Annotated in this window: 7 protein-coding genes; 2 read left to right on the forward strand and 5 right to left on the reverse strand. The window is 62.9% G+C overall.

All coding sequences use genetic code 11. From position 1 onward, the window contains the following. Positions 1-1,062 (forward strand): hypothetical protein (locus HGSM_RS11115; protein WP_019148841.1); only part of this gene is annotated, 1,062 nt, incomplete at its 5' end. 72 nt (positions 1,063-1,134) lie between these two features. Here HGSM_RS11115 and HGSM_RS11120 read toward each other — a convergent pair. From HGSM_RS11120 to HGSM_RS11140, 5 genes are all read right to left on the reverse strand, one after another. After that, a complete protein-coding gene (locus HGSM_RS11120; RefSeq protein WP_019148842.1) occupies positions 1,135-2,199 on the reverse strand; it encodes an alpha/beta hydrolase in 1,065 nt (354 codons plus the stop codon). After that, a complete protein-coding gene (locus HGSM_RS11125) occupies positions 2,199-3,164 on the reverse strand; it encodes a zinc-binding dehydrogenase (RefSeq protein ID WP_019148843.1) in 966 nt (321 codons plus the stop codon). The genes HGSM_RS11120 and HGSM_RS11125 overlap by 1 nt, the downstream gene beginning before the upstream one ends. A gap of 93 nt (positions 3,165-3,257) precedes the next feature. Then, the gene (locus HGSM_RS11130; RefSeq protein WP_019148844.1) at positions 3,258-3,989 is read right to left on the reverse strand and encodes a maleylpyruvate isomerase N-terminal domain-containing protein; all 732 of its coding nucleotides are present in this window, start codon (positions 3,987-3,989) and stop codon (positions 3,258-3,260) included. An 8-nt stretch (positions 3,990-3,997) separates the two neighbouring features. Continuing rightward, positions 3,998-5,233, reverse strand: a complete 1,236-nt coding sequence (metX, locus tag HGSM_RS11135) for a homoserine O-acetyltransferase MetX (RefSeq protein WP_081581473.1) — start codon at positions 5,231-5,233, stop codon at positions 3,998-4,000. Positions 5,234-5,335: 102 nt separating this feature from the next. Beyond that, positions 5,336-6,664 (reverse strand): bifunctional o-acetylhomoserine/o-acetylserine sulfhydrylase, encoded by a 1,329-nt coding sequence (locus HGSM_RS11140; RefSeq protein ID WP_019148846.1) that lies wholly within the window; start codon positions 6,662-6,664, stop codon positions 5,336-5,338. A gap of 493 nt (positions 6,665-7,157) precedes the next feature. Here HGSM_RS11140 and HGSM_RS14480 point away from each other — a divergent pair, with 493 nt between their 5' ends. Next, a complete protein-coding gene (locus tag HGSM_RS14480; RefSeq protein WP_019148847.1) occupies positions 7,158-8,705 on the forward strand; it encodes a C40 family peptidase in 1,548 nt (515 codons plus the stop codon). Positions 8,706-8,996: the final 291 nt, after the last annotated feature.

Consider the following 8,996-nt stretch of genomic DNA (forward strand, 5'->3'; position numbering starts at 1 on the left):
GAGCGGTTGGCCAAGGCGCCCCTCCCGCACACGGAGAACTGGCCCGAGCCGAGGCCGCCATGGGTGATCACAGCGCGCGCGATTGGCAGCGTTGTCTGCCTCCTTCTCGCGGTCGTGCTGGCGGGGGCGGCAACTTTGGTTGTGGGCTCATTCGGGGTCCTGACCAACTCCGACAAGTTTGCTGAGGTCGCTTCGGCTACCCTCAACGACCCCGAGGGCCAAGACCTCGCAGGCGAGGAGATCATAGCGGCGCTGTGGAAGCAGATCGACAAGGACAGGGTGATCAAGGGAATCGCCGACTACCTGCAGACCGACCCTCGGGCGCAAGGGCTGCCACCGGGACTCATTGCAGACCCCCAGGCCTACTCCTCCATGAGCTCACGGCAGCAGACCAAGGCCATTGAACAGGGCATCGACAATTGGCTTCCCATCTACCTGCGCGGCGTTATTCTGTCCCCAGACGCGAGGGTGGTCTGGCAGGACGCCAACAGGGCCAGTCACACGGTGCTACTCGACGCACTGCGCGGATCCAAACCAATCGCGGACCCGCACTTCCGGGCAGGGACTCTGTACCTGGACCTTTCGGACCTCGTCAAGGTCTGGAATGAGAATCCGACCGGGGTGCCCGCGATCGATAAGGAGGTTGAGAAGCTCAACCTCGTTGTCCCATACCTGAGCGATGGCGAGGTCACCGAGCTCAGCCAGTTCTACTCCACGCTGTCCGTCCTGTCTGCCGTGCTGCCGATCATGACGGTCGTGTTCCTCGTGGCGGGGCTGTGGCTGGCCCCGGCGAACCGGCACCTGTACTTTGTTGGCATGGCAGTGGGCGGGATCGTCCTGTGGGCCGCCAGTTCACTCGTGGGTCAGGTCCCGCAGAACCTCGCGGAGGGTAGCGGGAGTGGAACGCTGGGCGATGTTGTCCAGCAGCAGCTCGGACACCACATGCGGATGAGCGTGGAGTCCGGAATGAAACTGGGGCTCGTGTATGCCGCGGTGTTCCTCGTGATTGCCGCACTGTGGTTCGTGGGGGCACGCTGGCGCGCGCGGAGGCGTGTGCACTGATTGTCTCTGGGCGCAAGGCCTAGGATGCTTAGGGTTCAGTGCCACCCCTAGCCCAATAGGAGCGGAACCACGTCAGTTGACCGTGCCTGACCAGCCGTAGGCCGTGCTCCACTGCCGGATTGACTCGTAGTACACATCCCGGACGGGCTTTGGGGATAGCGCGAGATCGTGGACTCCCTCAGGAATGCGCCGCACTGTCACGTTCTCGCCGAGTTGCACAGCTCGTCGCGCTATCTGGTCAACCTCGAGGACGGAGTCGGAGCGCAGCATCTCATCGGACCATCGGGCTAGGATCGTGGTCTTGGTGGACGCGAGGACCAGGATGGGTGCGGTGATGTGGAGGCCGCGCGCTACGCGCGCGTGGCCTGTGGTGATCGCGGAAAGCCAGCCCGGCCTCACGGGGAAGCTGGGGTTGGGCCGCCAAGATTCGTTGTATTCCCACTCTCCGCCGAATTTGGCGTTGATGGTCCTGGCATAGAAACCTGCATCGATGCTGGGCAGCGGCGCCTTGGGGTTGATGCGGGCGAGCTGGGCCAGCGCTGGCTGGCTCATTGTTCTGACAATCGACGATCCTTGCAGCTCGAGCCACGGACTGTTCAGTACCAGCCCGCTCACCTCGCCGGGGTTGTAGTGCGCCCACAGTGAGCAGACGAGCCCTCCCGTGGAGTGCCCCATGAGCATGATGGAGGTGTGTGCCCCGAGTTCCGCGCGGATCAGGGTGAGCGCCGCGGAGATATCGAACGCGTAGGTGGCGAGGTCGTCCACGTAGCCGGGTGTCTGCCAATCCCGCAACGAACGGCCGTATTTGCGCAGGTCCAGTGCGTAGAAAGCGGATCCCTGGGCGTGCCAGAACTCGGCCGTTTCTGTTTGGAAGAAGTAGTCACTCCATCCGTGCACGTAGAGGACCGCACGCGCTGCGCGTACAAACCCCGCCGGCTCGTACTTGACCACGGTGGCGTAGACCTTGCCCTCGTCGTCCTCGCCGAGGTCCAGCGTGCTCTGAAAGTAGGGGGGCCCCAACTCGTCGGGGCGCCACGCATGGTCGAGGGCGTGCGGAGGCTGAGGGGACGGGGCACCGCCACCAATGAGGGAGAACCAGGAGGGCTCTGTGTTGTGGGGGTTGTGGGGTTGTGGCACTACGCGTTGTCCATCCGAATAACAATCTTTCCAAAGTGGTCGCCACTCAGCATGCGACCAACGGCGTCCGGGAGCTCGTCGAGGCTGTACACGGAGTCGATTGGAACGTCGATTTCGCGTGACTGCACAAAGTTCACGAGCGCGCGCAAGTCCTCGCGTGAGCCCATGGTGACGCCCTGGACGCGGAGTTCCTGGAAGAAGATCCTGCTCAGTTCGGCGCGGGTTGGGTCACCCGTGGTTGCTCCGGCAACGGCGATGATTCCGCCGGGGCGGACACTCGAGGCCGAGTGTGACCACGTGGCTGCCCCCACCGTTTCGATAACGGCGTCGACCCGGTAGGGGAGTCGGGCGCCCGGCTCGATCGCGGTAGCGCCGAGTGCCTCGGCCGCTGCCCGCTTGGCCTCGGACCTGGAGGTTACAAAGGTCGTCACCCCGCTTGCCACCGCGAGGCGGATGGCCGCAGTGGCAACCCCGCCGCCGGCACCCTGGATGAGGACGGAGTCACCGGGACGCAGTTGCGCGCCGTTGAACAGGAGCGCGTAGGCGGTCAGCCACGCTGTGGGAAGGGTCGCCGCCACCTCAAAGGACATATCGTCGGGGATGGGAATCAGGTTAGCGGTTGGGACCGCGACCTTCTCGGCGATGGTTCCGGGGTAGTACTCGGAGAGCATCGTGCGGCGCTCCGTGGGCCCGACGCCGTGCCCGTCCGCTCCGATCACGGAGTGGACGACGACCCTGCGGCCGTCCTCAGTGATGCCTGCAGCGTCCGTTCCGAGGACCATGGGGAGCTGCGACTCGCGGAGCCCAACTCCCTTGAGTGACCACACGTCGTGGTGGTTGATTGACGCCGCCTTGACGGTGACCGTGGACCAGTTCTCCCGCGCCGTGGGGTCGGCGACTTCGGCGACCTTGAGACCTTCTAGCGGGGATTCTGAGTTGAATGAGGTAACTATTCCTGCGCGCATGGTCTCACCTTATAGGTGCGTGAAGCCTCTGAGTAGGGCACCTGTCCCATTGGCGTGCTTTCGATTGCCCTGAGCCCCATCCGCCGGGCTCTACTAGATCAGCGGAAGCACGCGGCCGAGGTCCGGTACCCCACCGGCAGTGTCGGTTGGCTGTATGGCGCTGGTGAGAGCGAGTGTGTTGTATGGCTCGCGTCCGGTGGCGAGCCTCGTCCACATCCGGGCATCGACAACCTCCAAGGGGTAGCCGCCGCGTGAGGCCACGATGTCGAGTAGCTCGTCAGCCACGAGCCGTAACGCGGGGACGTGCACGGGTGTGTTTCCTGCGCTCAGGTCCATGCGACCGGCGGCGGAGGCCTCGAGGTCCAACGTGTACGTCACCAGATCGAGAAGGCGCGTGCGCACGAGATCTCCCAGCCGGATGGGGCCCAATGCGCCCAGTACTACTGAGTCCTCGTCGTCCCCGAGTGCCAACAGGTTCGCAGTAGCGCGAGTGTGCATCTCCTCGAGATACTCGAGGACTCCCTGCGTGAGCCCAGCGGCCTGCGCCTGCACCCTCTGCGTGAGCTCCGCGTCAAAGTCCGAGTCGTGGCCCGTGTACTCGCCCAAGCTCAGGGGAGTCGTGTCGGCGGGGGCCGGCTCCGCGTTGATGAGTGACTGAACGCTCGTACCAATCTCAACCACCAGCTCGCGGTTGCTCCAGCCCGTCCGGCTGGAGGGCAGCTGCGCTGCCCCGCCAAGGGTGTCGCCTAGCGGCTCCAGCCACTCTCGTAATCTGGCGAACTGCTCTGTGAACGCCCCGGTCAGTTGTTCGAGTGTGGCTGGCATGGCTGCTCCTAGTTCTTCTTTGAGTGTTGGCGCAGGAACTTAGCGACGATTGGGCCGAGTTGGTCGAATTCGATCAGGAAGCCGTCGTGACCGTAGTCGGACGAGATCACCTCGAGCGGAACCGCAGAGGGAATGTGGGCCACTATCCGGTGTGACTCGCGGGGCAGGAACAGGCGGTCTGAATCCACTGCGACCACGAGCGTAGGCGTGGTGATTGTGCGCAAGGCCGTGGCGACTCCGCCGCGGTCGCGTCCAAGATCGTGTGTCAGCATTGCCTGGGTGAGGACAATGTAGCTGTTTGCGTCGAACCTCCGCGCGAGTTTGTCGGCATGGTGGTCGAGGTAGGACTGGACGGCGAAGCGCCCGCCAAACATGGGGTCCTCGGCGTGCTGGGGGATTCGACCGAAACGCTGGTCCAACTCCTTGGCGCTGCGGTACGTGGTGTGCGCTATCTGGCGTGCGATTCCGAGGCCAACTGTAGGGCCCTCGCCCTGGGGGTTGTCGTAGTAGTCACCGCCATTGAAAAATCGGTCGGACTCGATCGCGGCGATCTGTGGGTGTGCCCACGCGATCTGGTCTCCTGTGGCCTGCGCGGAGGAGGCAATGACGGCGGTTGACTCCACCCCAATGCCCTGCTCGGGGCCCATGAGCGACCACTCGAGGACTCGGAGCCCGCCCATCGAGGCGCCTGCGATGAACTTCCATGAGGCAATGCCCAGTTCCTTGGTGAACGCGATCTCGGCAGACACCTGGTCGCGCACAGTGATCACGGGGAACTGGCTTCCCCACGGGAGCCCGTCGGGAGCGGGTTCGGAGGGCCCTGTTGTGCCCTGACAGCCACCTAGGACGTTGGGTGCGACCACAAAGAAGCGGTCAGTGTCGATGGGGGCGCCGGGACCAACCATGTCCTCCCACCAGCCCGCGGGGGAATCGGCGGCGCGTTCGGTGAGGGATCGGGTGACGTGGGAGTCTCCCGTGAGTGCGTGCAGGATGAGGACAGCGTTGTCGCGGTTTTCGTTGAGGGTCCCCCAAGTCTCGTAGGCCACGTGGACATTGGGCAGGATGCCTCCGGCCTCAAGGTCCACATCTCCGATCTCGACAACGGATAGAGCAGGGTTAGGCCCCTGTGCATTCTGGCGCGCTGCACCGGAGGTGGGAAGGTTAGTGGCGCGCTGAGATCCCGGACGCACCGGCGCGGAGTGCCGGGTCCATTCCTGTGCAGGGACGGGGGACTGAGAACTCATGAGATCCACGATATTGCCTTAACTGTGAGTGCGCGCTGCCAGGTTTGTAGGGCACGAACCCGGCAGCGCGGTGATACTCGATGGTCAGAAGGTGCTTGAAGGTCAGGCCTCGACGGCGGCCTTCGCCGCAGTGAATCCGAGCTCAAGGTCGGCCAAGATGTCCTCAATGTTCTCGATTCCCACCGACAGGCGAACAAGGCCCGGCGTGATCCCTGCTGCGAGGAGCTGCTCCTCGGTGAGCTGGGAGTGCGTGGTCGAGGCAGGGTGGATGACGAGCGAGCGTACGTCACCGATGTTTGCAACGTTCGAGTGGAGCTGGAGCGCAGAGACAAAAGCCTTACCGGCCTCTGCACCGCCCTGAACCTCAAACGAGACGATTGCGCCCGCACCGCGTGGAGCGTACTTCTGTGCGTTCGCGTACCACGGGGAGGACTCGAGCCCGGCGTAGTGGATCGTTGCAACGTCGGAGCGCTCGTTCAGGTAGTGCGCAACCTTCTTGGCGTTGTCCACGTGTCGTTCAATGCGCAGAGACAGGGTCTCGATTCCCTGAGCGATCAGGAAGGCGTTGAACGGGGAGATGGAGGATCCGAGGTCGCGGAGCAGCTGCACGCGGGCTTTGAGAATGTAGGCGAGGTTAGCACCCAGGATTCCGTTGACGCCCAGATCGCGAGCGTAGACCAGTCCGTTGTAGCTCGGGTCGGGCTGGTTGAAGTTGGGGAAGCGCTCAGGATACTTGGCGTAGTCAAAGTTCCCGGAGTCCACGATGACACCACCGATGGCCGAGCCGTGGCCGCCCAGGTACTTGGTGGCCGAGTGGACCACGATGTCCGCACCCCACTCGAATGGGCGGATGAGGTAGGGGGAAGCCACGGTGTTGTCGACGATGAGAGGCAGGCCGATCTCGTGGGCCACTCCGGCGACGCCCTCGATGTCCAAGACATCGGACTTGGGGTTCGGGATGGACTCCGCAAAGAAGAGCTTGGTGTTGTCGCGAGTGGCCGCACGCCACTGCTCGAGGTCGTGGGGGTCCTCAACGAACGTGGTCTCGATGCCGTACTTCTTGAGGGTGTGGGCGAGCAGGTTGTAGGTGCCGCCGTAGAGGGAAGGGCTAGCAACAATGTGGTCGCCTGCCTCCGCAAGGTTCAGGATGGCGAACGTCTCGGCCGCCTGCCCGGACGCCAGAAGGAGCGCACCAACGCCGCCTTCGAGCGAGGCGATGCGGTTCTCTACAACCTCGGTGGTTGGGTTTCCGAGGCGGGTATAGATCGGGCCGAGGTCCTTGAGCGCGAAGCGGTCCGCCGCAGTCTGCGCGTCTGGGAAGACAAAGGAGGTGGTCTGGTAGATCGGCAAGGCGCGGGCACCAGTGGTGGGGTCGGCCTCTTGACCGGCGTGAATCTGGCGAGTCTCAAAGGACCAGTTAGGGGTAGTCATGGGTTTCTCCAAGTCAGGGTCTGGGTGTACTGCGAAAAAGGTGAGCCGCCCTGGCTTTGTGCGCATGTGCGTGGGCTCGGGCTCTTCCTCAGAAGAATCTCCGTGCGGGTGCCCCAAATGCGGGGTGGAGCAGACATGCAAATGTGCAACAAAAAGCAAGGGCTGGGAAGCCAGTTGGGTTCTTGTTAGCAACACATTCGCTTGTTCATAGTCACGACTTTTGCACGGTGCAAACTGGGCTGGGAAGAGAAATGTCCGAAGTTCTCACGTGTTGGACAGCATCTGAAATCCGAACGTTCAAATAGTGAGATTCACCGGAGCTTTGCGCGGATGATTCGGTACAGAAGGGGTGTTAGGGAGGACTGAACTAAAGTGGCGGACGCGCGATGGTGGGCTGGTGAAACGCGACGTGCGGAAACCGCAAGACCACGGAAAACACTCAACTTTTGGGTAGTCTCGATTAGGACAACCGCACCGCCTCGGAAGTTAACTCATGGCTTACACCCCCCACAACCAGCCCGCGCACGGGCCCGCCGCACCACGGAGACTGAAGAAAACAGTCACCGGGGCGCTAGCCGGCGTCCTGCTCTTCACTCTGTGTACAGCACCTGCTGCAAGCGCAGACCCAGTGGACAGCCCCGAGGGTTACAGCGACGCCGAGCGCGCGCGCACCATCGCGGCGTTGGATGTGCAGATCGCCCAACTGGAAGCCGACCAGTCGCGCGCCTATGACGACATGCTCGCTGCAGGGGAGTCCTATAGCGCGGCAGTTGTGGACTACGAGAAGCTCCAAAAATTCTCCGATGCCGCGTCCGCGAAAGCACGCGAAGCAGAAGCCCGAGCCGAAAAGTCACGCAGATTCCTGGCGCGGCTCGCCCGTGAATCACACGCTGGCTCAGGGCTCGAATCGATCAGCGCTGCCCTCACGGCTGATGGACTTGCCAACCTGTCGAACGAAGTCAACGCAACGGCAATCGTCGATAAGAAACTGGGCAAGATGCTCCAGCAGTTCAAGGCCGACCGCGTTGTCGCGGACGTCCTTGCCATGAGCGCGCAGGATGCGGCGAACGAGGCGCTTGCGCAACGACACACGGCGGAGTCCGCGCTCACCGAAACTCAGCGACTCGAGCTACAAGCGGAGGCGCGCTCGCAGAGCGCGGAGAAGGACCGCGCGCGACTCATCAAGGAAATTGCGGACGCACGTGGCGTCACGGAAGCGCAGGAGAAGAAGCGCCAGGAGCAGCTTGAAAAGGAGCGTATCGAGCGAGCGAAGCAAGAGGCGCTCGACCGCATCGAACGCGAGGAACAGGCCGAGGCTGACAAGCCCGACGTAGACGAAGTCACGCGCCCGACTCCAACACCAACCGCGGAGCCGACGAAGGAACCGACGAAGGAGCCCACGAAGGAACCGACGAAGGAGCCCACGAAGGAACCGACCAAGGAACCGACCAAGGAACCGACCAAGGAACCGACGAAGGAGCCCACGAAGGAACCGACCAAGGAGCCCACGAAGGAACCCACGAAGACTCCGACGCCTACCCCAACCAAGACGCCCACCCCAACCAAGACGCCCACCCCAACGCCAAGTAAGACAACTGAAAAGCCAAAGCCTCCTGTTAGCAACGGTCAATGGGGACTCGGCACAGGAGTGTCCAGGGGATCCGCTGCGGGCGGGGCCAAGGCGATCGAGGAAGCCAAAAAACACATTGGCAAGCCATACATCTGGGGTGGCAACGGCCCAGACGGATTCGACTGCTCCGGACTCACCTCGATCTCGTGGCGAAAAGGCGGAGTGAACCTCCCTCGCACCTCCCGCGACCAATACAAGCAAGTGCTCAAAGTGAGGCTCTCCGACATGCGTCCAGGGGACCTCGTGTTCTGGGGCGACGGTGCCGCATCGAATGACGCCAACAAGATCACCCACGTAGCGATCTACCTCGGCGGCAACCAAATCATCGAAGCATCCCGGCCAGGCGTTCCGTTGCGCATTACCGGAATGCGGTACGACTCCAGGCTAATGCCGTACGGCGGTAGGCCGTAGGGGCCAAACGCGCTGGGCCGTGGACGGGACCGAGCGCGCTGGGCCGTGGCCTGCGGCTGAAAGGCGACTACAATCGTCGTTAATAAGAACCGAGATCCTAGTTGTGACGGTGAAATCCTAGAAGCGAGCTAGGGACTCACCGTCACAACTAGGATCTCGGCGCGTGTGGGCGCGTGTAGGCGCACAGAAACAACAAAACGCCGGTGGTTTCAGCTGCTTTGCTGAAACCACCGGCGTTTTTGGGTTTTGCGGGAACCCAGGGTTTATGGAAGACGCGGGATTTCCCTTAAT

This window comes from Timonella senegalensis JC301 (assembly GCF_000312125.1).
Lineage (GTDB): Bacteria > Actinomycetota > Actinomycetes > Actinomycetales > Cellulomonadaceae > Timonella > Timonella senegalensis.

Coding starts and splice junctions, on each gene's coding strand:
- HGSM_RS11125 (WP_019148843.1), bottom strand. CDS start 3,164: ATGCGCGCAGGAATAGTTACCTCATTCAACTCAGAATCCCCGCTAGAA.
- HGSM_RS11130 (WP_019148844.1), bottom strand. CDS start 3,989: ATGCCAGCCACACTCGAACAACTGACCGGGGCGTTCACAGAGCAGTTC.
- metX (WP_081581473.1), bottom strand. CDS start 5,233: ATGAGTTCTCAGTCCCCCGTCCCTGCACAGGAATGGACCCGGCACTCC.
- HGSM_RS11140 (WP_019148846.1), bottom strand. CDS start 6,664: ATGACTACCCCTAACTGGTCCTTTGAGACTCGCCAGATTCACGCCGGT.
- HGSM_RS14480 (WP_019148847.1), top strand. CDS start 7,158: ATGGCTTACACCCCCCACAACCAGCCCGCGCACGGGCCCGCCGCACCA.